Source organism: Micromonospora sp. NPDC049662, assembly GCF_040675055.1.
In the GTDB taxonomy this organism is placed as follows: Bacteria; Actinomycetota; Actinomycetes; order Mycobacteriales; family Micromonosporaceae; genus Micromonospora.
Genome location: NZ_JBFAOC010000010.1, coordinates 64,567 through 89,835, shown reverse-complemented (window position 1 = coordinate 89,835; position 25,269 = coordinate 64,567). Strand labels below are relative to the sequence as shown.

General features: G+C 72.7%; 18 protein-coding genes and 1 pseudogene. 13 read left to right on the top strand and 6 right to left on the bottom strand.

From position 1 onward, the window contains the following. Positions 1–42 precede the first annotated feature (42 nt). From AB0J36_RS10825 to AB0J36_RS10815, 3 genes are all read right to left on the bottom strand, one after another. On the bottom strand, positions 43–699 hold the full coding sequence (locus tag AB0J36_RS10825) for an amino acid ABC transporter permease (protein ID WP_357122608.1): 657 nt from the start codon (positions 697–699) through the stop codon (positions 43–45). Between the two features lie 82 nt (positions 700–781). Then, positions 782–1,717: a glutamate ABC transporter substrate-binding protein gene (locus tag AB0J36_RS10820; protein WP_357398697.1), complete on the bottom strand. Its 936-nt coding sequence runs from the start codon at positions 1,715–1,717 to the stop codon at positions 782–784. A gap of 57 nt (positions 1,718–1,774) precedes the next feature. After that, positions 1,775–2,530 (bottom strand): amino acid ABC transporter ATP-binding protein, encoded by a 756-nt coding sequence (locus AB0J36_RS10815; RefSeq protein ID WP_357122614.1) that lies wholly within the window; start codon positions 2,528–2,530, stop codon positions 1,775–1,777. Between the two features lie 194 nt (positions 2,531–2,724). Here AB0J36_RS10815 and selD point away from each other — a divergent pair, with 194 nt between their 5' ends. Continuing rightward, positions 2,725–3,714: a selenide, water dikinase SelD gene (gene selD, locus AB0J36_RS10810; protein ID WP_357122617.1), complete on the top strand. Its 990-nt coding sequence runs from the start codon at positions 2,725–2,727 to the stop codon at positions 3,712–3,714. 240 nt (positions 3,715–3,954) lie between these two features. Then, positions 3,955–4,434 carry a hypothetical protein gene (locus tag AB0J36_RS10805; protein WP_357122620.1) on the top strand — a complete coding sequence of 160 codons (480 nt, stop codon included), beginning with the start codon at positions 3,955–3,957 and terminating at the stop codon, positions 4,432–4,434. 101 nt (positions 4,435–4,535) lie between these two features. Here AB0J36_RS10805 and AB0J36_RS10800 read toward each other — a convergent pair whose 3' ends face one another. Beyond that, complete coding sequence (locus tag AB0J36_RS10800) at positions 4,536–4,790, bottom strand: DUF2277 family protein (RefSeq protein ID WP_357398695.1); 255 nt, start codon at positions 4,788–4,790, stop codon at positions 4,536–4,538. Positions 4,791–4,846: 56 nt separating this feature from the next. On the opposite strand from AB0J36_RS10800, the pseudogene miaB reads away from it, so the two are divergent. The 7 genes and pseudogenes from miaB to AB0J36_RS10765 all read left to right on the top strand — a co-directional run. Then, positions 4,847–6,304 (top strand): annotated as a pseudogene (miaB, locus tag AB0J36_RS10795) (tRNA (N6-isopentenyl adenosine(37)-C2)-methylthiotransferase MiaB); the annotation flags it as partial. A 1,256-nt stretch (positions 6,305–7,560) separates the two neighbouring features. After that, positions 7,561–8,946, top strand: a complete 1,386-nt coding sequence (locus AB0J36_RS10790) for a cellulase family glycosylhydrolase (RefSeq protein WP_357117556.1) — start codon at positions 7,561–7,563, stop codon at positions 8,944–8,946. Positions 8,947–9,222: 276 nt separating this feature from the next. Then, on the top strand, positions 9,223–11,889 hold the full coding sequence (locus AB0J36_RS10785; RefSeq protein ID WP_357394783.1) for a carboxylate--amine ligase/circularly permuted type 2 ATP-grasp protein: 2,667 nt from the start codon (positions 9,223–9,225) through the stop codon (positions 11,887–11,889). Between the two features lie 98 nt (positions 11,890–11,987). Next, positions 11,988–13,766, top strand: a complete 1,779-nt coding sequence (locus AB0J36_RS10780) for an N-acetylglutaminylglutamine amidotransferase (RefSeq protein ID WP_357394753.1) — start codon at positions 11,988–11,990, stop codon at positions 13,764–13,766. After that, a complete protein-coding gene (locus tag AB0J36_RS10775; RefSeq protein WP_363660429.1) occupies positions 13,767–15,614 on the top strand; it encodes a prolyl oligopeptidase family serine peptidase in 1,848 nt (615 codons plus the stop codon). A 17-nt stretch (positions 15,615–15,631) separates the two neighbouring features. Beyond that, positions 15,632–16,198, top strand: coding sequence for a hypothetical protein (locus tag AB0J36_RS10770; RefSeq protein WP_363660428.1), 567 nt, complete (start codon positions 15,632–15,634; stop codon positions 16,196–16,198). Positions 16,199–16,271: 73 nt separating this feature from the next. Further along, positions 16,272–16,826 (top strand): dihydrofolate reductase family protein, encoded by a 555-nt coding sequence (locus tag AB0J36_RS10765; protein WP_363660427.1) that lies wholly within the window; start codon positions 16,272–16,274, stop codon positions 16,824–16,826. Positions 16,827–16,845: 19 nt separating this feature from the next. On the opposite strand, the gene AB0J36_RS10760 is transcribed toward AB0J36_RS10765, so the two are convergent. Continuing rightward, a complete protein-coding gene (locus tag AB0J36_RS10760) occupies positions 16,846–19,887 on the bottom strand; it encodes a BTAD domain-containing putative transcriptional regulator (RefSeq protein ID WP_363660426.1) in 3,042 nt (1,013 codons plus the stop codon). Between the two features lie 110 nt (positions 19,888–19,997). Here AB0J36_RS10760 and AB0J36_RS10755 point away from each other — a divergent pair, with 110 nt between their 5' ends. Continuing rightward, complete coding sequence (locus AB0J36_RS10755; RefSeq protein WP_363660425.1) at positions 19,998–20,765, top strand: alpha/beta fold hydrolase; 768 nt, start codon at positions 19,998–20,000, stop codon at positions 20,763–20,765. A gap of 140 nt (positions 20,766–20,905) precedes the next feature. Here AB0J36_RS10755 and AB0J36_RS10750 read toward each other — a convergent pair whose 3' ends face one another. Continuing rightward, positions 20,906–21,847 carry a helix-turn-helix domain-containing protein gene (locus tag AB0J36_RS10750; RefSeq protein WP_357169500.1) on the bottom strand — a complete coding sequence of 314 codons (942 nt, stop codon included), beginning with the start codon at positions 21,845–21,847 and terminating at the stop codon, positions 20,906–20,908. Between the two features lie 53 nt (positions 21,848–21,900). Between AB0J36_RS10750 and AB0J36_RS10745 the strand changes: the two genes are divergently transcribed. From AB0J36_RS10745 to AB0J36_RS10735, 3 genes are all read left to right on the top strand, one after another. Next, positions 21,901–22,497, top strand: coding sequence for a DJ-1/PfpI family protein (locus AB0J36_RS10745; protein ID WP_363660424.1), 597 nt, complete (start codon positions 21,901–21,903; stop codon positions 22,495–22,497). Beyond that, positions 22,490–23,164 (top strand): maleylpyruvate isomerase family mycothiol-dependent enzyme, encoded by a 675-nt coding sequence (locus AB0J36_RS10740; protein WP_363660423.1) that lies wholly within the window; start codon positions 22,490–22,492, stop codon positions 23,162–23,164. Before AB0J36_RS10745 ends, AB0J36_RS10740 begins: the two co-directional genes overlap by 8 nt. A gap of 234 nt (positions 23,165–23,398) precedes the next feature. Continuing rightward, positions 23,399–25,252 (top strand): adenylyl cyclase, encoded by a 1,854-nt coding sequence (locus AB0J36_RS10735; protein ID WP_357169509.1) that lies wholly within the window; start codon positions 23,399–23,401, stop codon positions 25,250–25,252. The last annotated feature ends 17 nt before the right edge of the window (positions 25,253–25,269 follow it).

Sequence of the window (25,269 nt, the reverse complement as noted above, 5' to 3'; positions counted from 1 at the left end):
TCCTCGCGCTCACCGCGCACCTTTCGTTCGCCGTAGCCGGGCTCACCGTGCCACCCGCCACTTGCGTTCGAGGAACCGTTGCAACGCCACCAGCGGCAGGATCAGGATCAGGAAGCCGATGGTGATCCAGAGCAGGACGGCGAACTGCGGCTCGCCCCGCTCGGCCATGTACGCGGGGATCGCGCCCGCTTCCAGCACCGAGAAACCGGCGGCGATGGTGGTGTTCTTCAGCATCGCGATGAACACGCTGACCATCGGCGGGACCATCGCGCGCAGCGCCTGCGGCAGCACGATGAGCGTGAGCACCTGACCGAAGGTCATGCCCAGGGCGCGGGCCGCCTCGGCCTGCCCGGCGGCGACCGTGTTGACGCCGGAGCGGATCACCTCGCAGACGAACGCGGAGGTGTAGACGGTCAGCGCGATGGCGGCGCTGGTGTCGTAGTCGAAGTTGACGTCGAGCTTCGGCACCGCGAACACGAGGAACGCGAAGACCAGCGTCAGCGGGGTGTTGCGCACCAGGTTGACGTACGTGGCGCCGAACGCGCGCAGGGCCGGCACGGGCGAGACCCGCATCGCGCCGAGCAGCGTGCCGAGGACGAGGCTGCCGACCGCGGCGATCAGGAAAAGTTTGACGGTGTTGGTGAACCCGTCGACGAACAGTTGCCCGTTGTCCGTCAGTACGCGGAAGAACTCGCCCATGCCTCGCTCTCAGTCCCTCTCCACGGGCGCCGGACGGGGACGAACCCCGCCCGGCGCCGCTACTCGTGTCGAGCCGGGTCGATCAGTACCGCTCGACCTTCGGCGGGGTGCCGGCCGAGCCGGAGAGTCCGAGCGTGCCGTCGTAGATCTTCTGCCAGGTGCCGTTGGTGAAGGCGGCCTCGATCTGGTCGTTGACGTAGTCGCGCAGCGCCTTGTCGTCCTTCGGGAGGCCGATGCCGTACTTCTCGGTGCTGAACGGCTGGCCGACCACCTTGAGTCCGTCCGGGTCCTGCGCCGCGTAGCCCTTGAGGATCGCGTCGTCGGTGGTGACGGCGTCGACCTTCTTGTCCAGCAGCTGCGAGACGCACTCCGAGTAGGTCTTGAACTCGACGATGTTGTTCGCCTCGGTCAGACCCTCGTCGCGGACCCTCTGGATCGGCGTCGAGCCGGTGGCCGAGCAGACCTTCTTGCCCTTGAGGGTGTCCTTGCCGGTGATCGACGACTCGTCCTTGCGGACCAGCAGGTCCTGACCGGCGACGAAGTACGGGCCGGCGAAGGAGATGTCGTTCTTGCGCTTGTCGGTGATCGAGTAGGTGCCGACGTAGTAGTCGACCTCACCACCCTTGATCGCGGTCTCCCGGTTGGCCGACGCGATCTCCTTGTACTGGATCTTCGCGGGGTCGATGCCGAGCGTGCTCGCGACGTACTGGGCGATCTCGATGTCGAAGCCGCACCGCTTGCCCTGGGCGTCCTTGTAGCCGAGGTTCGGCTGGTCGAACTTGACCCCGACGGAGACCGTGCCGGCCGTCTTGATCTTTTCGAAGGTCGGGCTGCCGGCGACGGCAGCGTCCGACTTCGGGGTGAAGGTCGCGCCGGAGCTCTTGCAGGTGTCTCCCTGGGCGGCGCCGGAGGCGTTGCCACCGGCGCTCGGCGTCGGCTCACCCTCCTTGCCGCAGGCCGCGGCGGAAAGGGCGAGGGAGGCCATCATGGCGACCGCCGCCACGCGCGTCATACGCATACTCTTCTCCTTCTTCGACGGAGCCCGCCCTTGTGCGGCGCGCTCCACTACGGACGCCTAGTGCGTGAGGATCTTGGAGAGGAAGTCCTTGGCCCGCTCGCTGCGCGGGTTCTCGAAGAACTCCGCCGGGGAGGCGTCCTCGACGAGCCGGCCGTCGGCCATGAAGATGACCCGGTTGGCGGCGTGCCGCGCGAAGCCCATCTCGTGGGTGACCACGACCATGGTCATGCCGTCGCGCGCCAGCGAGGTCATCACGTCCAGCACCTCGCCGACCATCTCCGGGTCGAGGGCGCTGGTGGGCTCGTCGAACAGCATCGCCTTGGGCTGCATGGCCAGCGCTCGGGCGATGGCCGCCCGCTGCTGCTGGCCGCCGGAGAGCTGGGCGGGGAACTTGTCCGCCTGGTTGGCGATACCGACCCGGTCGAGCAGGGCCAGACCGCGCTCGCGGGCCACGGCGGGCTTCTCCTTGCGGACCTTGACCGGCCCGAGGGTGACGTTCTCCAGGATGGTCTTGTGGGCGAAGAGGTTGAAGGACTGGAACACCATCCCCACCTCGCTGCGCAGGCGAGCGAGGGGCTTGCCCTCGGCCGGCAGTGGCTGACCGTCGAAGGTGATGGTGCCGGAGTTGATCGGTTCCAGTCTGTTGATGGCGCGGCACAGCGTCGACTTGCCGGAGCCGGACGGGCCGATGACCACGACCACCTCGCCCCGACCCACCGACAGCGAGACGTCGTCCAGCACGTGCAGCGGTCCGAACCACTTGTTGACCGCGTCCAGCACGATGAGCGGTTCGCCCGTCGTCACGTCGTCCACCGTCCCTGTCGTCTCCCCGGATCGGGGTCGGTCGACCCCCGGTTGGGCAACTGTAGGCGGCATGATGTGGCGGAACGCAACCCAGTTGGTCACGGAGCGGTAACACCGGTCACGATCGGCTACGGGGGTCCGGTTTCGGTCACCGGTGGGCCGCGACGGTGGCGGTGGCACGGCGTTGCCGAAATCATGGGGGGATGACCGAACCCGTACGGCTGACCCGTTACGCGCGCGGCGGCGGCTGCGCCTGCAAGATCCCGCCGGGCGAGTTGGAGGCCATGGTGGCCGGTCTCGGCCCGGCCACCGGCACCGCCGAGCTGCTGGTCGGCCTCGACCACGGCGACGACGCCGCGGTGGTCCGCCTGGACGAGCGTACGGGCCTGGTCAGCACCGCGGACTTCTTCACCCCGGTCGTCGACGACGCGTACGACTGGGGGCGCATCGCCGCGGCCAACGCGTTGTCCGACGTGTACGCGATGGGCGGCATCCCGCTGGTGGCGTTGAACCTGCTCTGCTGGCCGCGGGACGTGCTGCCGCTGGAACTGGCGCGGGAGGTGCTGCGCGGCGGCCAGGACGTGGCCCGGGAGGCGGGCTGTCACCTGGCCGGCGGGCACAGTGTGGACGACGACGGTCCGAAGTACGGCCTCGCGGTCACCGGCACCGTACGCCCCGAAGAGCTGATCACTCTGGACGCGGGCCGGGCCGGGATACCGCTGTCCCTGACCAAGCCGCTCGGTGTGGGCGTGCTCAATACCCGACACAAGTCCACCGGCGAGAGCTTCCCGGAGGCGGTCGCCTCGATGAGCGCGCTGAACCGGGACGCGGCGCGCGCCGCGGTCGCCGCCGGCATCCGGTGCGGCACCGATGTGACCGGGTTCGGCCTGCTGGGGCACGCCTCGAAGTTGGCCCGCGCCAGCCGGCTGACGGTGGCCATCGACACGGCCCGGGTGCCGTACCTGGCGGGCGCAAGGGAGGCGCTGCGCGACGGGTACGTCAGTGGCGGGAGCCGCCGCAACCTGGAGTGGGTCACCCCGTGGACGGACTTCGGCGCGGCCGACGAGGGAGAGCGGCTGCTGCTGGCCGACGCGCAGACGTCCGGCGGTCTGCTGGTCGCGGGTGAGCTGCCGGGCGCACCGGTGGTGGGAGAGCTGCTGCCCCGCGGGGAGCACCTGGTCGTCCTGCGCTGACCCACGGCCCACCGAACCGCTACCGATGGTGCCGGGACACGCTGGCCCGGTGGTTCGGCTGGCGCACGATACCCGATAAACTGTCACCTTCCCGCTACTCCGAGCAATGCCGCTCAGGGAAATTTTGCCCGGAATGGTCACAGACCGGTAACTTGCCCCCGGCTGAGGTCATATGCCCCCCACCATCGTCAGTAAGGCCCGATCCGGAGGCCGGTGGGACGAACGCAGCGAGGAGGCGGAATGACCGAGCTGTGGAACTGGAGAATCGACCGGGTACGACCCGTGGAGGTCTACCCGGCGCTGGCCGAGGCGCTCGGTCGGGTGGTGATGCCGCTGGCCGCGGCGGACCCGGCGCGACTGCCCGCGTACGCGGTGGTGTGTGACGTCTGGCAGGCGCCGGGCGAGTTCCCGACGGTGATCGACTGTTACGGAGTGCCCGAGCGGCTCTCCGAGCACGCCAGCATCGCCGCGCTGGCCCGGCTGCTGGGCCGGGACTGCCTGCTGCGGGACGACACGTTGGACGCCAGCCGGCACCTGCTCGTCGCACCGGACGGCACGGTCCGCCCGGTGCACTTCGACGTCCGGGACACCGACGACGGCGAGGTGCTCAGCCGGCGACGGCTCTGCTCGCTGGGTGACCCGGGCTGCCGGGGTTGGTCGCAGTGTCACCGCTCCCGCTGGGCGCCCGACACCGTCGCGCCGGTCCTCGCCGCAGCCTGACCGCCGCCGAGCCGGCCGGGCCTACTCACGCCGGGCCGGCCGGGCCTGACCGCCAGCGAGCCGGCCGGGCCCGCTCGCGCCGAGCCGGCCGGGCCGGGGCGTCAGCCGCGCCCCGGGGCGGTGGCGGCCGGCCGGTCGGCGGCGTTCGACCCACCCCGCACGACCAACTGGTCGAGCAGGGTGCGGGTGGCTTCGGTCACGGCGGCCACGGCGGCCTCGAAGGCGGCGGCGTTGTGCGCGGCGGGCGCCCGGAAGCCGGAGATCTTGCGGACGTACTGCAACGCCGCCGCCTCGATGTCCGCGTCGGTCACCTGCGGGGTGAACGGCTCCCGCAACGTCTTGATGCTTCGGCACATGTCGGGTGCTCCTCGGTTCGGGGTGATCCGGCCGACCCGGATACGCTGTCCAGGTCATGACTACCGCAGCGGCGGGCAGCCCGCGCACCTACCAGGTGCGCACCTACGGCTGCCAGATGAACGTGCACGACTCCGAGCGCATCTCCGGCCTGCTCGAACAGGCCGGCTACGTGCGCGCGCCCCAAGCCGACGACACCCCGGACATCGTCGTCTTCAACACCTGCGCGGTGCGGGAGAACGCCGACAACCGGCTCTACGGCAACCTCGGTCATCTGCGCCCCGTGAAGGACAAGCACCCGGGGATGCAGATCGCCGTCGGTGGTTGCCTGGCGCAGAAGGACCGTGGCGAGATCGTCCGCAAGGCGCCCTGGGTGGACGTGGTCTTCGGCACGCACAACATCGGCGCGCTTCCGGTCCTGCTGGAACGGGCCCGGCACAACGCCGCCGCCGAGGTGGAGATCCTGGAGTCGCTGGACGTCTTTCCGTCCACGCTGCCGACCCGCCGCGAGTCGACGTACGCCGGCTGGGTCTCGATCTCGGTGGGCTGCAACAACACCTGCACGTTCTGCATCGTGCCCTCTCTGCGCGGCAAGGAGAAGGACCGGCGCCCCGGCGACATCCTCTCCGAGGTGCGCGCCCTCGTCGACGAGGGCGTGCTGGAGGTGACCCTGCTCGGGCAGAACGTCAACTCGTACGGCGTCGAGTTCGGCGACCGGTACGCGTTCGGCAAGCTGCTGCGCGCGACCGGTGAGATCGACGGCCTGGAGCGGGTCCGGTTCACCAGCCCGCACCCGAAGGACTTCACCGACGACGTGATCGCCGCGATGGCCGAGACCCCGAACGTGTGCCACTCGCTGCACATGCCGTTGCAGTCCGGCTCCGACGACGTGCTGAAGGCGATGCGCCGGTCGTACCGCTCCGAGCGGTACCTGGGGATCATCGAGAAGGTCCGGGCGGCGATGCCGGACGCGGCGATCACCACCGACATCATCGTCGGCTTCCCCGGCGAGACCGAGGCCGACTTCCAGCGCACGCTGGACGTGGTGCGCGAGGCCCGCTTCTCGTCGGCCTTCACCTTCCAGTACTCCAAGCGCCCCGGCACCCCCGCCGCCACCATGGACGGCCAGCTGCCCAAGCAGGTCGTGCAGGAGCGTTACGAGCGGCTGATCGCCTGCGTCGAGGAGATCACCTGGGCGGAGAACAAGCGCCTGGTGGGGGAGACCGTCGAGGTGCTGGTCGCGGTCGGCGAGGGGCGCAAGGACGAGCGGACCGGGCGGCTGTCCGGGCGGGCCCGCGACGGTCGTCTCGTGCACTTCGACGCCGGCAGCTTCGCCGGGTCGATCCGGCCCGGCGACATCGTGCACACCGAGATCACCTACGCCGCGCCGCACCACCTCAACGCCGACGGCGCGCCCCTGTCGCACCGCCGGACCCGGGCCGGTGACGCCGCCGAGGCCGGGCGCTCCCCGCGTACCCCCGGGGTGTTGCTCGGACTGCCCACGGTCGGTGCCCCGGCGGTCGCGCCCGCGCCCGCCGGCGGCTGCGCCGCGCCCAGACGCAGGTCGGGGCCCGCCGGCACGGCGGGCCCCCACCGACCCCCGGGCCGACCCGGATGCGGCCGGGGCCGGCCCGCGCGGGCCGGCCCCGAGGCGCGGCAGCGCGCTGCTCGAGGTGGCGGCGATATCCCGGGCGGTCAGCGGTCGACGCGACCGCGCGGGTGGTGGTCATCGGTCCGGCCTAGAATCGACAGGGCTCACTGTTCCGTGCGGCGTGGGCTGGGGCTACCACGAAGGGCGGTGTGTGGCATGGGGCCGGACGAGCGACGACGGTTGTTCGAGCAGGCGCGGGAGCGCTCGACGCGACAGGAGACGTGGGCGGAGGCCGACCGGCTCTGGAGCCGGGTGATCGAGGCGTACCGGGAGGCCGTGCGGGGGCCGGGCCGGGCCGCGCGGGAGGACCAGCAGCAGTTGGCCCGGGCGCTGTGGCGACACAGCATGCTGCTGTCCGCGCGGGGCCGGGCCGCCGACGCGATGGCGCCCGGCGGTGAGGCGGTCGTCGTCTTCGAGCGGGTGTACGACGCCGTGGCGGCCGAGTTTGCGAGCGTGCTCGCCACGCCCCGGGACGAGGCCCTGGCCGAACTGATCACCGCGCTCGTCGATCTGGCCGAGGTCTCGTTCGCCGCTGGTCAGCCCGCCACCCGACGGGACCTGTTGGAGCGTGCCGTGACGACGGGTCTGACCTCCGCCGGGTCGCCCCCGTCCGCCGGGCCGCGGACCCGGGAGGCGATGGGGACGGCCTACCACAACCAGGCGGTCGCGCTGCTGCACCGGCACCTCACCCGGCCGTCGCCGACCGAGGGCGCCCAGGAGGCGGCGCTGGCGGCGTCGCGGGCCTGTGAGCTGCGACAGGGTCTGCTGGACATGGCGCGTCCACTGTCGTTCTGGGAGATGGCCAACACCTACGGGGTGTACGCCCAGTGTCTGGTCCTGATCGGTGACCTGGACCGGGCGGCCATCGTGCTGTCGATGGGCAACCGGTTCGTCGAGACGCTGGGCCCGGCCGCCGCCGAGCCGGCCCAGAAGTTGCGGGTCGCGGCCGAGATGTTGGCCCGGGAGAAGGGTGGGTCGCGGGGCGGGGCCGGTTCACGTCGCTGGGGCCGGCGGCGCTGAGCCGACTGACCCGGCTTGCATGGAATCGTCGGCCATCGATATTGTGCGCGAAGGCGCCGCCCCGCCGCAGACCATCACCGTCGATCCGAAGCGGGTTCCGCATGCGCACACTGAGACTTGTCACGTCGCTGGCCGTCGCCGGCCTGCTCGCCGGCGCGGTGGCGACGATCGCCACGCCGGCCAGCGCGGCGACAGCCGCGTTCTCCGTGACCAACAGCTGGGGCAGTGGCTATCAGGGCCAGGTCACGGTCACCAACGACACCTCCGCGCCGATCAGCGGCTGGCGGGTCGAGTTCGACCTGCCAGCCGGGTCGCGCATCAGCCAGTCGTGGAACGCCCAGCAGGTGACCGCCGGCAGCCACTACACCTTCAGCAACGTGTCGTGGAACGGCACCCTGGGCGCTGGCGCGTCGACGTCGTTCGGCTTCCTCGTCGACGGCACCGGCACCCCGGTGAACTGCACCATCAACGGCAACGGCGTCTCCTGCTCCGGCGGAACGCCGCCCACCACGCCACCGCCGACCACTCCGCCACCCACGACCCCACCGCCCACCACCCCACCGCCCACCACGCCGCCGCCGACCGCCGGTACGCCGGTCGAGCGGTACGGGCAGCTCCGGGTCTGCGGCACGACGATGTGCGACAGGTCCGGCGCGCGGGTGCAGCTGCGCGGCGTCAGCAGCATGTGGCTCAACTGGGAGACCGCTCCCTACGCCGAGAACCTGTCCGCGCTGCGCTGGATGCGGGACAACTGGAACCTCCAGGTGATCCGCGCGGCGATGGGCGTCGAGCCGGCCGGGGCGTACCTGAGCGATCCGAACAGGGCGCGGGCGCAGGTGGAGACCATCATCAACAACGCCGTCAGCGCCGGGGTCTACGTGATCGTCGACTGGCACGCCCACGAGGCGCAGAACAACCAGTCCCAGGCGGTGGCGTTCTTCGGTGACCTGGCACGCCGCTACGGTCACCTGCCCAACGTCATCTGGGAGACGTGGAACGAGCCGTTGCAGTTCAGCTGGACCGGCGTCATCAAGCCGTACCACCAGGCGGTCGTCTCCGCGATCCGCGCCGCCGACCCGGACAACATCGTGGTGCTCGGCACGCCGACGTGGTCGCAGGACGTGGACGCCGCGGCGGCCAGCCCGCTCTCCGGCACCAACCTCATGTACACATTGCACTTCTACTCCTGCACCCACGGCGCGTCGCTGCGCGCCAAGGGCGACGCGGCGATCCGGGCCGGTCTGGCGCTGTTCGTCACCGAGTGGGGGGCCAGCAACGCCGACGGCGGCCTCGACGGTCGCGCCTGCCTGCCGGAGGCGCAGTCCTGGATCGACTGGATGAGGGCGAACGGCATCTCCTGGACCGCCTGGAAGCTCGACGTCGGCACCGACACCACCAACCTGCTCAGCCCCGGCGCGCCGGTGACCGGCGGATGGAACAACTACCTGCACGGTCACGCGCCGTTCGTGGTGGCCAACATGAGGTGACCTCGCCGCGCGCTTGATCGACTCCAGATCGCCGATGTCGGGGTATCCGAGCCAGTGGGATGCCCCGACATCGGCGATCACGTGTCGATCACCCACCCGCGGCCTTCGCCGGGGCGGCACCTGAGGCTTGCGGCTCGGTGTCCGAAGGTGATCAGAGGACCGGTGACCACGAGGCGGAACAGCGCGTCACCTTAACGTGCCGGAAACACCCTCGGTACCAAGCCTGGGAACGCTCGTCGGACAGTCGAGACCACCGACACGCGAACCGGGGTGACCATGGTCGACAACACCACGAACGCGGCAACGTTCGACGGGCCGGTGGGCCGGTCCGGCAACGGACGAGCCGTGCCCGCGTCCCGTCCGGCTCCGGCCCCACCGGGTCACGACGACCCGGCGGACCTCGCCACCCTCGGCGTGGAGGAGGAGTTCCACGTCGTCGACCTGCACACCCGGGAGCTGGTGCCCCGGGCCGGCGAACTGCTCGACCGGCTGCCGGCCACGTCGTTCACCGCCGAACTGCACCGCAGCGTGGTGGAGACCAACACCGCCGTCTGCCGCACCCTGGACGAGATCCGCGCCGAGCTGACCCGGCTGCGGCAGTCGGCGATCCAGGTCGCCGACCGGGCCGGGCTGGGCATCGTGGCGGCCGGTACGGTGCCGCTGCGCGCCGACGGCGACCCGAGCGTCACCCCCACCTCGCGGTACCGGCGGATGGTCGACGAGTACCAGTTGCTCGCCCGCGAGCAGTTGATCTGCGGCGCGCAGGTGCACGTGGGCGTCTCCGACCGGGACCTGGCGGTGGCCGTCACCCGTCGCGTCCAGCCGTGGCTGCCGGTGCTGCTCGCCCTCTCTACCAGCTCGCCGTACTGGATGGGCCAGGACAGCGGCTACGCCAGCGTCCGCTCGCTGGTCTGGCAGCGCTGGCCCACGGCCGGCGACCCGGGCGAGGTGACCAGCGCGGCCGACCACGAGGCCCTGGTCGCCGAGCTGATCTCGTCCGAGACCATCACCGACCCCGCCATGATCTACTTCGACGTCCGGCCGTCGGCGCACGTGCCCACCGTCGAGCTGCGCATCACCGACGCCAACGCCGACGTCGAGACGATCGTCCTGCTCACCGGCCTGTTCCGGGCGCTCGTGCGGCGGGAGGTGGCCGCCCTGCGCGCCGGTGTCGAGCGCACCGCCGTCCGGCCGCCGGTGCTGCGCGCCGCCGTGTGGCGGGCCGCCCGCTCCGGCCTCGAAGGCGACCTGCTCGACCTGCCCCGCTCGGCGCGGCCGGTGCCCGCCGCCGAGGCGGTCCGCCGCCTCGTGGCCGACCTGCGCCCCCAGTTGGAGGCGACCGGCGACTGGGAGCAGGTCCGCGAGCTGACCCGGTACGCCCTCGACCGGGGCAGTTCCGCCGCCCGACAGCGACGGGCCTACGAGCGGCGGGGCCGGCTGGCCGACGTGGTCGACCTGCTGCTCGACGAGACCCGGGGTCGGGTGCGCGCCCCCCTGCCCGGTGCGACGCCCCCGCCCGCGCTGTCCACGTACGCGGACGCCGGCGACGAGGTCTTCGGCCCGGCCGGGCCGACACCCGCGTACCGTCCGCTGCTCACCGCCCTGCGCGCCCTCGGGGCCGTCGGCCTGCGCCACCGCGAGCACGACCGGGACGAGGAGCAACGCGCCCGGGGCGTGACCTTCAGCGTGGCCGGCGAGGCCAGCACCCGCCTCTTCCCGGTGGACCTGGTGCCCCGGGTGGTGCCCGCCGACGACTGGCGGACGCTGCGCGCCGGCCTGGTGCAGCGCGCCCGCGCGCTCGACGCGTTCCTGCGCGACGTCTACGCCGACCGGGCGGTGGTGGCCGACGGTGTCGTACCGGCCTGGGTGGTGGAGTCCTCGCCGGGGCTGCGCCCGACCGGCGCGCTCATGGGCCGACACGGCACGCGCGCCCAGGTGTCCGGAACTGATCTCGTGCGCGACCCCGACGGCGGCTGGTACGTACTGGAGGACAACCTGCGGGTGCCCTCGGGCATCGGCTACGCCGTGCAGAACCGCCGGCTCACCCAGGCGGTGCTGCCCGAGCTGCCGGTGCCCGCCGACCTGCTGCCCGCCGACGAGACGCCGGCGATGCTGCGCCGGGCGCTGGTCGCCGCCGCGCCGGCCGCCGCCGACGACCCCGCCGTGGTGGTGCTCAGCAGCGGCCCGGGTGACCCGGCCTGGTTCGAGCACCGGCTGCTCGCCGACGAAATGGGCGTGCCGCTGACCGAGAGCGGTGACCTGCTGGTCCAGGACGGCCGGGTGCACATGGTCACCGAGGGCCACCGCAGCCCGGTGGACGTGATCTACCTGCGGATGGACGAGGAGGCCCTGCTGCACGCCCCGGGCGCGGACGGGGTGCCGCTGGGCTGGCCGCTGCTCGCGGCGGTGCACGCCGGGCGGCTCACGCTGGCCAACGCGCTCGGCAACGGCGTCGGGGACGACAAGGCGCTGTACGCGTACGTGCCCCGGCTGATCGAGTACTACCTCGGGGAGAAGGCGCTGCTCGGCGACGTGCCGACGTACCTGTGCGGGGTGCCCGAGCAGCGCGCCGAGGTGCTGGGCCGGCTCGGCGAGCTGGTGCTCAAGCCGGTCGACGGGTACGGCGGCGACCGGGTGGTGATCGGCCCGCGCGCCGAGGCCGAGGAGCTGGACGCTGTCCGGGAGCAGATCCTCGCCGCCCCACACCGGTGGATCGCCCAGGAGATGGTCACGCTCACCACCCACCCGGTCTTCGACGGTACGGCGCTCGCGCCTCGCCACGTTGACCTGCGGGCCTTCGTGTTCCTCGGCGAGACTGCGGAGGTGGCGCCGGTGGCCCTGACCCGGGTCGCGCCGGCCGGCAGCATGATCGTCAACTCGTCGCGGGGAGGTGGGTCGAAGGACACCTGGCTGCTCGGCGGAGCCGGAGAGCCCTCGGTGTAACCCACGCTTGATGCGGATGTCATCGGGACGCAACCGGGCCCACCAAGCCTGGACCGGTCAGCGGCCCGAGCGGACCGAGCCGATGAGAGGTGTGTGCCATGTGCGGTATCGGAGGCGAGTTCCGCCTCGACGGGGCGTCACCGGACCTGGCGGCCCTGGAGCGGATGCTCCCCGTCCTGTCGTCCCGCGGCCCGGACGGTGAGGGGCGGTGGCAGCACGGTCCGGCGGCGCTGGTGCACCGCCGGCTGCGCATCATCGACCTGTCCGACACCGGCGCCCAGCCGATGGTCGACGCTGAGCTGGGCCTCGCCCTGGTCTTCAACGGCTGCATCTACAACTACCGGGAGCTGCGCGACGAGCTGACCGCCGCCGGCTACTCCTTCCGGTCCACCTCGGACACCGAGGTGATCCTCAAGGCGTACCACCGGTGGGGGACCGCGTGCGTCGAGCGGCTGTTCGGGATGTTCGCGTTCGCCCTGGTCGAGCTGGCCACGCACACCCTCGTGCTGGCCCGCGACCGGCTCGGCATCAAACCCCTCTACCTGGCCGAGACGCCGGGTCGCATCCGCTTCGCGTCGACGCTGCCGGCGCTGCTCGCCGCCGGTGACGTGGACACCGATCTGGACCCGGTGGCGCTGCACCACTACATGAGCTTCCACTCGGTGGTGCCGCCGCCGCGCACCATCCTGGCCGGCGTCCGCAAACTCCCGCCCGCCACCGTACGGGTGATCACCGCCGACGGCCGCAGCACCGACACCGTCTACTGGCAGCCCGAGTTCAACCGCGCCGCCGCGCCAGCCATGTCCGCCGAGGAGTGGCAGGAACGGATCATGGCGGCGCTGCGGACCGCCGTACGGCGGCGGATGGTCGCCGACGTGCCGGTCGGCGTGCTGCTCTCCGGGGGGCTCGACTCCAGCCTGATCGTCGCCCTGCTCGCCGAACAGGGCCAGACCGGACTGGCCACCTTCAGCATCGGCTTCGAGGCGGCGGCGGGGGAGACCGGCGACGAGTTCCACTACTCCGACCTGATCGCCCGCCACTTCGACACCGACCACCAGCAGATCCGCATCGACGCCGCCCGCTTCGTGCCGGCCGTGCACGACGCCATCGCCGCGATGAGCGAGCCGATGGTAAGCCACGACTGCGTGGCGTTCCACCTGCTCTCCGAGGAGGTCTCGAAGCGGATCACCGTGGTCCAGTCGGGCCAGGGCGCGGACGAGATCTTCGCCGGCTACGACTGGTATCCGCCGATGGCCAACGTCGCCCGCGAGGACGCCGTCGAAGCGTACGCCCGGGTGTTCTTCGATCGTCGCCACGACGCGCTGGCCGGCCACCTGGCGCCCGAGTGGATGCTCGACCACGACGCGAGCCTGGAGTTCGTCACCGCCCACTTCGGCGCGCCGGGCGCGGACACCGCGCTCGACGCGGCGCTGCGCCAGGACAGCCTGGTGATGCTTGTCGACGACCCGGTCAAGCGGGTCGACAACATGACGATGGCCTGGGGGTTGGAGGCCCGGGTGCCGTTCCTCGACCACGAGGTTGTCGAGCTGGCCGCCGCCTGCCCACCGGCGCTCAAGCTGGCCCTGGGCGGCAAGGGCGTGCTGAAGGCCGCGAGCCGGGGCATCGTCCCCGACGAGGTGATCGACCGGCCCAAGGGCTACTTCCCGGTGCCGGCGATCCGGCACCTCTCCGGCCCGCTGATGGACGACGTCCGGGACGCGCTGACCGCGCGCCCGGCGCGCGAGCGCGGCCTGTTCCGCAAGGACTACCTGGAGGAGTTGCTGGACACGCCGAACGCCCAGCGGACCACGTTGGGTTCCAACGCGCTCTGGCAGCTCGGGCTGCTGGAGCTCTGGTTGCAGCGGATCGGGGTTTAGATGAGCGTACGGACCGAGGCGCCGCACCGGACCCGCCCCGCGCGGCACCGGCCGGCGGTGACCCCGCCTCCCGGCGAGGATTTCGCGCCCGCGCCCGCGCCCGCGCCGTCGCCGGACGGCCGGCGGGTGGCGTACGTGTCCGACCGGGCGGGCACCCCGGCCGTCTGGGTCCGGGACGTGGACGCCGTCGAGGCCGTCGCGCTGCCCGGCGGTGACGAGCCGGTCCTCTCGGTGAGCTGGTCCTCGGACGGGCAGTGGCTGGCCTGCGTCGTCGCGCCCGGCGGCGCGCCCCGCACCGAGCTGTGGGTGCTGCGCCCGGACGGTACGGGACTCCGCCAGGTCGCCGGCTTCGGCCGCCGCAGCGCGAGCCTGTCCCGGTGGCTGCCCGGCGGCGCGCTGATGGCGGTCACCGAGAGCGCCGAGCGGAGCGCCGCCGTACTCGTCGACGCCGAGACGGGGCACCGGCGGGTGCTCGCCGAGGACGACCTGCTCATCCTCTTGGATGTCAGCGACGACGGCGGGTCCGCCCTGCTGCGGCGTGGCCCCCGTAACGCCCGCTGGCTGGAACTGCTCGACGTGACCACCGGCGACCGGGTACGCCTGCTGCCGGACACCGGCCGGGGCAGCACCGACCAGGGCTGGTTCGGCCCCGACGGGACGAGCGTGCTGGCGCGTACCGACGCGTTCTCGGAGCTGGCGGCGCTGGTGCGCGTCGACCTCGCGCGACCGACGCTGGCCCCGACCCGCGTCGCGGCGCGGCTGGACGCGGAGCTGGAGCACGTCGCGCTCGACACCCGGCGGGAGCGGGCCGCGCTGCTGTGGAACACCTACGGCGGGCGCAGCGAGCTGAGCCTGTTCGACCTGACCAGCGGCGTCCAACGGGCGGTGACCGCCCCCGGCGAGGTGCTCAGCGACGCCGTCTTCGCCGACGGCGGTGACCTGCTCTGCCTCACCGCGCAGGGGCCGGTGCAGCCCCGGGAGGTGTGGCTGGTCGACCCGGCGACCGGCGATCCGCGCCCGCTGCGGCCGGACACCGACGCCGCGCGTACGGGTGGCCCGGGTGTCGCGCCGCAGCTGGTCGACCTGCGTGCCCACGACGGGTTGCCGCTGTCCGGTTGGCTCTACCGCCCGGCCGGCCCGGGCCCCTGGCCGACGGCGATCAGTCTGCACGGCGGCCCGGAGGCGCAGGAGCGTCCCGGCTACAACCCGCTGTTCCAGGCCCTGGTGGCGCAGGGCATCGCGGTGTTCGCGCCGAACGTGCGCGGCTCGTCCGGCTTCGGCCGCTCCTTCGTCACCGCCGACAACCTCGCCGGCCGGTACGGGGCCATCGCTGACGTGGCGGCGTGCGCCGAGCACCTCGTCGACAGCGGTGTCGCGATCCCGGGCCACCTCGGCTGCCTGGGCCGCTCCTACGGCGGCTACCTGGTCCTCGCGGTGCTGGTGAACTTCCCCGGCCTGTTCGCCGCCGGCGTGGCCGAGTGCGGCATCTCCGACTTCCGCACCTTCTACGCCGGCACCGAGCCGTGGATCGCCGCCGCCGCCGTCAGTAAGTACGGCGACCCGGTGCGCGACGCGGAGCTGCTGCGCGACCTGTCGCCGATGACCCGTATCGACCAGCTCGACGTGCCGGTGCTGCTCATCCACGGCGCGAACGACACCAACGTGCCGGCCGGGGAGTCGGCGCAGGTGGCGCAGGCGCTCGCCGCCCGGGACGTGCCGCACGGGCACCTCGTGCTCGCGGGTGAGGGGCACGACTTCCTGGCCCGCGACAACGCCGAGGCGGCGCGTACGGCCACCACCTCCTGGCTGAACCGGCACCTCGCCACGACGGTGATCACCCTCGGCTGAGGCGTTATCCTGCGCCGGTGGACGTCACGGCGCAGGGTGAGCGGCTGGCCGCCGACCTGGGCCGGTCCCTCGCCGAGCTGACCTTCGTCGACCTGGACACGGACGAGGTCACGGCGCGGGTGATCGACGCGGTGGTGCGGTGGGCCAGCGCGCAGGGCTGGCGGGTCTACCGGCGGGCGCCCAGCGTGCTGCCGTTGCCGCCGCCGATGCAGCAGCGGCACTCGGTCCTCGACGTGGCGTGCGCCCGCCCGGACGGGCCGCCGGTGGTGGTGGAGGTCGACCACACCGACCGGGCCCGGACGGTCCAGAAGCTGACCGCGGAGGCGGACGCCGGGCGCATCCCCATCTGGGTGCGCTGGGGCGTCGGCCGGTTCACCGTCCCGCCACCACCGGTGGCGATGGTGACCGTCGAGGTCACCCGACGCCCCGGGCCGGCCGGGCGTGGACGCCTGCACAGCCGCGTCGACGACCGGCCCGCGCCGGAGCATTCTGCCGGCGGCGGCACGGCAGCCGCGCAGGCGCTGCCGATCCCGCTGGTCGAGCCGCTGGTCGACCCGCTTTCGGACCCTGGCAAGGGCACCTGAAGCGAATCGTAAGCGGGGCCGGGCAGTGTCCTGGGTGTCACCGGAGAACACGACCGACACCCAGGAGATACCGATGCGCAAGCTCGTCAACTCGACCTACATCACCCTCGACGGCGTCATCGAGAACCCGATGTGGACCGCGCCGTACTTCGACGAGGAGGCCAGGGGCCTCGCCGGCGAGCTGACCGACGCCGCCGACGCGATGCTGATGGGCCGGGCCACCTACGACGGCATGTCCGTCGCCTGGCCGCAGCAGGACGAGAGCGACCCGACCACCGGCGCGGCCTACTTCAACAACGTCAAGAAGTACGTCGCCTCGACCACCCTCACCGACCCCACCTGGAACAACACGGAGGTGCTCCAGGGCGACCTGGTCGAGGCGGTCCGCACGCTCAAGGCCCAGGACGGCAGGAACATCATCCAGTACGGCTTCGGCTCGGTCACCGCCCAGCTCGTCGACGCGGGCCTGGTGGACGAGGTCCGCTTCTGGATCCACCCCGTGTTGCAGGGCGCGTCCAGCGTGACGACGCCGCTGAGCGACTTCACGGCGTCGTTCGACCTGGTCGACACCCGGGTGCACAAGAGCGGCGTGATCGTCGCGACGTACCGGCCGAAGAGCGCCGCCTGACCGTCCCCCGACGGTCGCTTCAGAGCTGGGCCCGGGCCTCGCCCGGGCTCAGCTTCGTGCCCTCGTCGACCAGCGCGTCGAAGCGGTCCGGCCCGAGGGCGGCCCGGACCCGCGCGGTCACCCGGTCGACCTCGTCACGTTCGGCCGGCGCGCACGGCGACCGGGTGGCCAGGCGGGCGGCCGTCGCCGCGCCGAGCAGCCGGGCCGCGACCTCCGGCACGCGTACCGCCGACGCCATCCCCTCCAGCGCGAAGATCGCGTCCCGGGGCGCGGCCATCGCCTCGGCGGCCTCGAACGCCTCGACGTGCAGGGCCAGCGCGGCGTCCGGGTCGCCACCCTGCTCGATCGCGTGCCCCAGCTCGACCAGGACCGGTGGCAGGTACAGCGCGGTCTGCGCCTCCGCGCGCCCCCGCTCGGCGAGGTTGCCGAGGTGGGTGACGGCCAGGTCGAGCTTGCCGTCGCGGCGGGCGGCCAACCCGAGGCTCAGCTCCGCGAAGACCAGCGCGCCCGGGGCGTCCTGCTGCACCGCCAGGTGGTACGCGCGTTCGGCCAGCTCCCGGGCCTGCGAATAGTCCCGGGTCTGCACGGCCAACCAGGCCAGCCAGGACAGTTCGGTGCACACCTGCGGCCACAGCCGTAACTCCTCGGCCCAGCGCAGCCCCTCGGTGTGCAGCGCGGCGGCGCGTTCGTGGTCGCCGCGCATCTCGGCGAGCCCGCCCACCCACTCGGTGGCCTGGAGCCGGCCCCACCGGTCGCCGATCTCGGCGAAGAGCGTCGCGCTGCGGGTCGCCGTCCGCTCCAGGGTCGCCTGGTCGCCCGCGACGTGCGCGATCTTGGCTTGCGAGGCGAGCACGGCCGCCTCGGTCCACGTGTCGACGTCTGCCGGCATCAGCTCCACGGCCAGTGCCAGGTCACTGTGCTCGATCAGCGTGTTCGCCGCGAACCACGCGCCCCGGCCGCCGGGGTCGCCGGCGACCGCCGCCCGGACGTCGGCCGGCGCGACCGCCGCGCCCCGCAGCAGCGCGAACCCGACCCGCCAGGGGGCCGCTCTGCGCTCCTGTTCCGGGTCGCCGGTGACGGCCAGGGCTCGACACGCCTCGGTGAGCCGGCCGCGCAGATACCAGTACCAGCTCAGCGCGACCGCCAGCCGCAACCCGCCACCGTGGGCCAGCGCCGCGCGCAGGTTCGCCGTCTCGGCGTCCAGCAGCGCCAGCCACCGCCGCTGCTCGGGCCCGCGCAACTCCGGGTCGGCGCGCTCGGCCAGCTCGGTGTAGTAGCCGGCGTGCCGCGCCCGGACCTCGTCGGCGTCGTCGAGGCGGTCCAGGCAGAACGCGGCGACCGATTCGAGCAGCCGGTACCGCGGCCCGTCCGGTGCGTCGTCCAACACCACCAGCGACCGGTCCACCAGCCGGGCGAGGGCGTCCAGGTCGGTGCGGCAGACCAGCTCGGCGGCCTCCGGCGTGCAGCCGTCGCGGAACACCGCGAGCCGGGCGAGCACCTGCCGGTCGGCCTCGTCGAGCAGGTCCCAACTCCAGCCGATAACCGCGGTCAGCGTCCGCTGGCGCGGCGGCACGTCGCGTTGCGGGGTGCTGAGCAGCCGGAACCGGTCGTCGAGGCGTTCCACCACGCCCTGCACGCCAAGGGCGCGCACCCGGGTCGCGGCCAGTTCCAGGGCCAGCGGCAGACCGTCCAGGCGACGGCAGAGCTGGGCGACGGCCGGCGCGGTGCGCTCGTCGAGGCGGAAACCGCGCTGCTGGGCGGCGGCGCGGGCGGCGAACAACCGGGCCGCCGCCGAGCGCCGGACCGCGTCCGGGTCACCGTCCGACGGCGGCAACGACAACGGGGGTACGTCCCAGAGCAGTTCGCCGGTCAGACCGAGAGGTTCCCGGCTGGTGGCGAGCACGTGCACGCCGGGCGCGTCGCGCAGCAGCCGGGCGACCAGCGCGGCGACCGGCTCGACGACGTGTTCGCAGTTGTCCAGCACCAGCAGCAGGTGCCGTTGGCGTAGCGCCGTGACGAGCCGGTCGGTGGGGGACCGGCTGGCGCCGGCGGCCTCGCGAACGTCCAGCGCGCCGAGCACCTGCTCGGCGACGCCCGGGTCGCCCGCCGGCAGCGGCGCCAGCTCGACCAGCAGCACGCCGTCCGGCGGAGACTGGGTACGGGCGGCCTCGGTGGCCAGCCGGGTCTTGCCGACACCACCCGGCCCGACCAGCGTGACCAGGCGCTGCCCGGGCAGCAGGGCTCGCAGCTCGGTCAACGCCTCGGCCCGGCCGACCAGCTCGTCGAGCTGCGCCGGCAGGCTGTTGCGGATGATCGCGGCCTTCGGCGGCGCGCTCAGACCGGCGTCCTGTTCGAGGATGCGGCGGTGCAGGGCGACCAGTTCGGGGCTCGGGTCGAGGCCCAGCTCGTCGGCGAGCCGGTCCCGCAGCTCGGCGTAGCTGTCCAGCGCCTCGGACTGGCGACCGGCCGCGTACAGCGCGCGGAGCTGCACCGCCCGCAGCCCTTCGTGCAGGGGATTGCGGGCCACCAGCTCGGCCAGGTCGGCGGCGGCCAGGTCGTGCTCGCCCCGGGCCACCCGCGCCTCGGCCAGCCGCTCGTGCACGGCGAGACGCTGCTCGGCGAGGCGGGTCGCCTCGGCGCGGACGAACTCGGCGTCGGCCACGTCGGCGTACGCCTCGCCCCGCCACAGCGCCAGCGCCTCGGTCAGCCGGCCGACGTCGGTGTGCCGGGCCAGTTCGGCGAACCGGTCGGCGTCGACCGTCCCGGCCCGCAACAGGTAGCCGGGCGCGCGGGACTCGACCAGGTCGCGGGCACCCGGCTCGGCGTCGTTGAGCGCCTTGCGCAGCTGCGACACCCGCACCTGGAGCGCCCCGGTGGGGTTGGCGGGGGAGTCGTCACCCCACAGGTCGTCGATGAGCCGGTCGGCGGAGACGACCTGGTTGCGGTTGGTGAGCAGGTCGGCCAGGAGGACGCGGACCTTGGCGCCGGGCACCACCACCGGCTCGCCGGCGTCCGTGGTGACGGCGAGCGGCCCGAGCACCCCGAACTGCACGGCGGTCATCTTATGGCCTGTATCGACGTCCCCGGTCGGACCGAAGGGTTCGGCACAGTTCCGAACGCCGGTAAGCCGACCTGAAGCGGACCGTAAGCGGGCCGGCGCACCGTGTGGGCATGGACATCTACCACGAGACTCACGGCACCGGCGAGGGCCGGCCACTGCTGCTCATCCACGGCGCGCTCTCCGGCATCGGCACCTCGTTCGGCACGATCCTGCCGCTGCTCGCCCGGTCCCGGCGGGTGATCGCCGTGGAGTTGCAGGCGCACGGCCACACCCCGGACGTCGACCGTCCACTGACCGTCGAGCACTTCGCCGCCGACGTGGTCGAGCTGCTCGACCGCCTCGGTGTCGACCGGGCCGACGTGTACGGGTGGAGCATGGGCGCGGCGGTGGCGCTGCGCCTCGGCACCCACCACGCCGACCGGGTGGGGCGGCTGGTGCTCGCCTCGGTGAGCTTCGACGACGCGGGCCTGCACCCCGGGCTGCTCGACGGCATCCAGGACCTGCGACCGGAGCACCTGCACGGTTCGGAGTTCCACGACGAGTACCTGCGGACCGCCCCGGACCCGACGGGCTGGGCCAACCTGGTCACCAAGATGAAGGTGCTGGACGCGAACCTGCCCCGGTGGACGCCCGAGCAGATCGCGGCCCTGGCCGTACCCGCCATGCTCGTGCTGGCCGACGCGGACATCGTCCAGCCCGAACACGCGGTACGGATGTTCCGCCTGCTCGGCGGCGCGGTGCCCGGCGACCTGACCGGGCTACCGTCCTGCCGCCTGGCCATCCTCCCCGGCACCACCCACACCACGATCCCGCACCGCGCCGACTGGCTGGCCCCCATGATCGACGAGTTCCTCGACGACCCGGTGCCGGCCCGGTGACCCACCCGCCCCGCAGCCCGGGCTCTGCGGCGTCGATCATGGACTTGTGGTGGCCATCTTAGCCATCAAAGTCCCTTTTGTGCACCACCACAACTACATGATCGGCGGGGCGGGGGCGGGGGCGGGAGGGGTGGGTGGGGTCAGGGGTTGAAGGCTCGGCGGTAGGCGGTGGGGGTGGCGGCGAAGGCGCGGCGGAAGTGGGCCCGCAGGTTGGTGGCGGTGCCCAGGCCGGTTCGGCGGGCGACCTCGTCGACGGTGACCGTGCCGTCTTCGAGCAGGCCACACGCGGCGCGTAGGCGCTGCTGCGTGAGCCACGCCTGCGGGCTCATGCCGAAGCGGTGCCGGAAGGCGCGGTGCAGCGTACGGGTGGACTGGTGGCCGCGTCGGGCCAGGTCCGCGACGGTCAGCGGCAGGTGCAGGTGGGCGGTCGCCCATTCGGTGACCACGGCCAGGGCGGTGTCGTCGGTGGGTTGCAGCGGAATGAACTGCGCCTGCCCGCCGGCCCGGTGCAGCGGAGTGACCATGACCCGGGCGCGCTCGATGGCCGCCGCCTGGCCGTGGTCCCGGCCGACCAGGTAGAGGCACAGGTCGAGGCCGGCGGCCAGCCCTGCGCTGGTCAGCACCTGTCCCTCGTCGACGTACAGCGCGTTCGCGTCGACGGTGACCGTGGGGTGCTCCCGGGCCAGCGCCTCGGCGTGGACCCAGTGGGTGGTGGCCCGCCGGCCGTCGAGCAGCCCGGCCTGGGCCAGCGCGAACGCGCCGGTGCAGATCGACGCCACCCGGGCACCCCGGTCGTAGGCGGCGACCAGGGCGTCGAGCGCTCGGGCCGGCGCGGGTCCGCGCCGGAAGCCGGGCACGATGACGGTGTCCGCGTCGCGCAGGGCCTCAAGGTCGGCCTCGACGCTCATGCCGAGGCCGGCCGTGGTGGTCGGCAGCCCGCCGATATCCGGGGCGCAGATGGTGGTCGCGTACCGGCCCTGGCCCTCGTGTCCGAAGACGTGTGTCGCGATGGTCAGGTCGAAGGCGACGACGGGCGGCAGGGCGAGGACGGCGACCCGGTGCGTGGCGGATTGCTTGTGCACAGTGGCAAGAATGCCACTCGTCAGAGCCGGCGGCCGGACGAGATCCTGGCCGGGTGCGGATACAGATCGTGGTCTTCGACGGCTTCGACGAACTTGACGTGTTCGGTCCCTTCGAGGTGCTGGCGATGGCGGGATTCGCCGTCGAGCTGGTCGCGGTCGAGCGGCCAGGGCCGGTACGCAGCATGCGGGGCGTGACCCTGCACGTGCCGACGGTGCTCGGGCCGGCCGACGGCATCGTCGTACCGGGTGGGGGTTGGCTGAACCGGGCCGCCGCGGGGTCGTGGGCGCAGGCGCAGCACGGGGTGCTGCCTGCCCGACTGGCCGCGCTGGCACCCGCGACGCGCTGGCTGGCGTCGGTGTGCACGGGCAGCCTCCTGCTCGCCGCCGCCGGGCTGCTCACCGGACGGCGAGCGACCACCAACCGCAACGCGTACGAGGAGTTGCGGGCGTACGGGGTCACCGTCCTCGACGAGCGGGTGGTCGACGACGGGGACCGCATCACCGCGGGCGCGCTCTCCGCCGGGCTGGACCTGGCCCTGTGGATCACGGAACGCGAGGTGGACGTCGCCACCGCCGACCGGGTCGCCGCGACGATCGAGTACCGGCGGGCGGCCGGATCCGTCGGTGGCAGAATGGTGGACGATGACTGACCATGTCCTGTCCGTTCTGGGCCGCGAGATCGACGCGTTCACCGGTGCCCTGGTCGAGGTGCCGCCGCCGGAGTGGGAGCGGCCTTCGCGCTGCGACCCGTGGCGGGTACGCGACGTGGTGGGGCACGTCATCGTCGTACTCTCGCGGGTGCCGGACATGGTGGCCGCGCCCGCTCCCGGGCGGGCCGGGACCACGGCGGCGCAGTACTACCGCGCGGACGGGCGGTTCAGCGACGACACGAACGACGAGCGGGTACGGACGGCGCAGCGCCGCGCGGCCGACCCGGACGCGGCGACACTCGTGCGGGATCTCGCGGACACCGGGCGGACCGTGGTCGAGGTGTGCCGCGACGAGCCCGCCGACCGGGTGGTCCGGACCCGGCACGGCGACCCCATGCTGCTGTCGGACTTCCTGACCACCCGCCTGGTCGAGGTGGTCCTGCACGGCCTCGACGTCGCCGACGCGCTACCCCGCGAGCCGTGGCTCACCCCGGCCGCCACCGAACACCTGCTGCGCCTGCTCTTCGGCCCACAGTGGCGGGTCGCGGTCGACGCCACCGGAGACCCGATCACCCTCCTCCGCAAGGCAACCGGACGCGCCCCCGCCACCGTCAACGACCGCCGCGCCCTGGACCACCTGGGCCTGCGCCCCCTGACCCTGGGCTGACCCCCACCGGGCCTCCGCCCCACCCCACCCCCGCCCCGCCCCGCTCCGCGATCTTGCACTTTCGGTGGCGACATAACCCATCCAAGGGCGCGAATCGTCGACACAAAGTGCAAGATCGCGGGGGAGGTGGCCGGGGCGATGGCGTACGGGGCGTCGAGCGGGTAGAAACGGGGTCAGAGAGCGCTCTCACTGTCGAGCGCGCCCATGGTCCGCCCAGTCGATAGGACGAACCACATGACGAGCCCGTCCCGACGTACCTTCACCCTTGCCCTGCTGGTGACCGCCGCCGTCACCGTGAGCGGCACCGCGGCCAGCGCCGGCCGCCCGACGCACAGCGCACCCGATTTCGGGCCGAACGTGACCATCTTCGACCCGTCCATGCCGGTCGGGGAGATCCAGCAGACCCTCGACGCCGCGCACGCCCGCCAGGTCGACAACGAGATGGGCACCGAGCGGCACGCGTACCTCTTCACGCCGGGCAGCTACGGCACGGCCGAGCAGCCGTTGCAGACGAAGGTCGGCTACTACACCGAGGTCGCCGGCCTCGGCGCGTCCCCGACCGACGTCGCCGTCAACGGCAAGATCGAGGTCTACAACCGTTGCCTCGCCGACGGCGGCACCGGCAACTGCCTCGCGCTTGTCAACTTCTGGCGCACCCTGTCGAACCTCTCGCTCACCGTCAACGCCGCCGGCCAGGACGGCTGCCGCTCGACGGCGAACTTCTGGGCGGTGTCCCAGGCGGTCTCGATGCGCCGGCTCAACATCACCGGCGGCGGATTGTCCCTGATGGACTACTGCACGGCCGGCCCGCAGTACGCCAGCGGCGGCTTCATCGCCGACTCCCGGCTGCCGGCCACCACCAACGGCTCGCAGCAGCAGTGGCTCACCCGCAACAGCGAGGTCGCCGGGTGGTCCAACGCGGTGTGGAACCAGGTGTTCGCGGGCGTCGAGGGCGCCCCGGACGACGCGACCTTCCCCGACCCGCCGTACACCACCCTCGACACGACCCCGGTAAGCCGGGAGAAGCCGTACCTGTTCGTGGACGCCAAAGGCCACTACAACGTGCGGGTGCCGGCGGCGCAGCGCGACAGCCGGGGCATCTCGTGGGCGAACGGCATGACCCCCGGACGGACCATCGGCATCGACGACTTCTTCATCGCGAAGCCGTCCGACCCGGTCCGATTGATCAACGCGCAGCTCGCGCGCGGCAAGCACCTGCTGCTCACCCCCGGCGTCTACGACATCGCCCGCAGCATCGAGATCCGGCGGGCCAACACGGTGGTGCTCGGCATCGGCCACGCCACCCTCACGGCCGTGAACGGCGCGGTCCCGCTGGACGTCGCCGGAGTGCCCGGTGTCATCGTCGCGGGCGTCACGATCGACGCCGGCACGGTCGAGTCGCCGGTGCTGCTGCGGGTGGGCCGGCAGCACGGCCACGACGCCAGCAGCGCGGCCAACCCCACCACGTTGTCCGACGTGTACTTCCGGGTCGGCGGCCCGCACATCGGCCGGACGAACACCGCGCTGGAGGTCAACAGCGACAACGTGCTCATCGACCACACCTGGGTGTGGCGCGGCGACCACGGCGTCGAGGGCTTCACCGAGGGCGTCAACGGTGACACCGACCGGTGGCGCACCAACACCGGTCGGTACGGCGCGGTCATCAACGGCGACCACGTGACCGCCACCGGGCTGTTCGTCGAGCACTTCCAGCGCTACAACACCGTCTGGAACGGCGAGCACGGCACCACGGTCCTCTACCAGAACGAGCTGCCGTACGACCCGCCGACGCAGGCCGACTGGATGAACGGCCCGGTCGAGGGCTACGCCGGCTACAAGGTCGGCGACCGGGTACGCCACCACGACCTCTACGGCGGCGGGGTGTACGTGTTCAACCAGAACAACCCGTCGATCCACACCGAGAACGGGTTCGAGGTGCCGAACCGGCCGGGTGTGCGGCTGCACCACATCATGACCGTCAACCTGAGCGCCGGCACGATCGACCACGTCGTCAACGGCGTCGGCGACGCGGCCGACATGACGAAGGTCGGCGTGCCGGTCTACCTCGCGCAGTACCCGGCTTCGTAGCGTCCCGACGGGGGCCG

Coding starts and splice junctions, on each gene's coding strand:
- AB0J36_RS10825 (WP_357122608.1), bottom strand. CDS start 699: ATGGGCGAGTTCTTCCGCGTACTGACGGACAACGGGCAACTGTTCGTC.
- AB0J36_RS10820 (WP_357398697.1), bottom strand. CDS start 1,717: ATGCGTATGACGCGCGTGGCGGCGGTCGCCATGATGGCCTCCCTCGCC.
- selD (WP_357122617.1), top strand. CDS start 2,725: ATGACCGAACCCGTACGGCTGACCCGTTACGCGCGCGGCGGCGGCTGC.
- AB0J36_RS10805 (WP_357122620.1), top strand. CDS start 3,955: ATGACCGAGCTGTGGAACTGGAGAATCGACCGGGTACGACCCGTGGAG.
- AB0J36_RS10800 (WP_357398695.1), bottom strand. CDS start 4,790: ATGTGCCGAAGCATCAAGACGTTGCGGGAGCCGTTCACCCCGCAGGTG.
- AB0J36_RS10790 (WP_357117556.1), top strand. CDS start 7,561: ATGCGCACACTGAGACTTGTCACGTCGCTGGCCGTCGCCGGCCTGCTC.
- AB0J36_RS10785 (WP_357394783.1), top strand. CDS start 9,223: ATGGTCGACAACACCACGAACGCGGCAACGTTCGACGGGCCGGTGGGC.
- AB0J36_RS10780 (WP_357394753.1), top strand. CDS start 11,988: ATGTGCGGTATCGGAGGCGAGTTCCGCCTCGACGGGGCGTCACCGGAC.
- AB0J36_RS10775 (WP_363660429.1), top strand. CDS start 13,767: ATGAGCGTACGGACCGAGGCGCCGCACCGGACCCGCCCCGCGCGGCAC.
- AB0J36_RS10765 (WP_363660427.1), top strand. CDS start 16,272: ATGCGCAAGCTCGTCAACTCGACCTACATCACCCTCGACGGCGTCATC.
- AB0J36_RS10760 (WP_363660426.1), bottom strand. CDS start 19,887: ATGACCGCCGTGCAGTTCGGGGTGCTCGGGCCGCTCGCCGTCACCACG.
- AB0J36_RS10755 (WP_363660425.1), top strand. CDS start 19,998: ATGGACATCTACCACGAGACTCACGGCACCGGCGAGGGCCGGCCACTG.
- AB0J36_RS10740 (WP_363660423.1), top strand. CDS start 22,490: ATGACTGACCATGTCCTGTCCGTTCTGGGCCGCGAGATCGACGCGTTC.
- AB0J36_RS10735 (WP_357169509.1), top strand. CDS start 23,399: ATGACGAGCCCGTCCCGACGTACCTTCACCCTTGCCCTGCTGGTGACC.